This window comes from Enterococcus sp. VV15, assembly GCF_005236045.1.
Lineage (GTDB): Bacteria > Bacillota > Bacilli > Lactobacillales > Enterococcaceae > Enterococcus_B > Enterococcus_B durans.
Map to the genome: position 1 here is coordinate 1 of NZ_QPTY01000117.1, position 548 is coordinate 548.

1 protein-coding gene is annotated in these 548 nt (G+C 44.2%); it reads right to left on the minus strand.

Annotation, left to right across the window (positions count from 1 at the left end; translation table 11 throughout):
* Positions 1-548: aggregation-promoting factor (apf, locus tag DVW83_RS14870; RefSeq protein ID WP_137239709.1), on the minus strand; the 548-nt coding region annotated here is incomplete at both ends.

Below are 548 nucleotides of genomic sequence, written 5' to 3' on the forward strand. Positions count from 1 at the left end.
GCAGCATCCCATGAACCATAACGTGAAGTAACATATTGATCGGCTACACGTTCTTGATTAGCAGCAGAGTAGTCACCATTCAAGTATGAAGCATCTAATTGATAACGTCCGATGTAACGGCCATTAGTTGCTGTGTAAGAACCGCTTGATTCTCTTTGAGCGATCCATTCTTTCGCTGAGTTTGTGCTTGTAGCTGGTGCTGCAGTTTCAGTCACAACAGGTTGTGCTGCTTCTGCAGGAGCAGATTGAACTGCTTCTTGTTGGACAGGTGCGGCAGCTGGTTGTGCTTGTGTTTCTTGAGGTGCAGAGTAAGTTGTTTCTGCAACTGCTGCTTGGTCTCCTGTAGGGATCGTTAATTGTTGACCTGAATAGATCAGGTTAATATTTGAAATCGAATTATGTTCTGCAATAGTTTGGATCAAGGAGTTGTCACCAACGTATTTTTGAGAAATCGTTGATAGTGTATCACCTGATTGAACGGTATAAGCTTCGTCCGCATGTGCAGATGTACCCATAAAGAATAGAGCGCCGGCAGCCAAAGTTGTTCC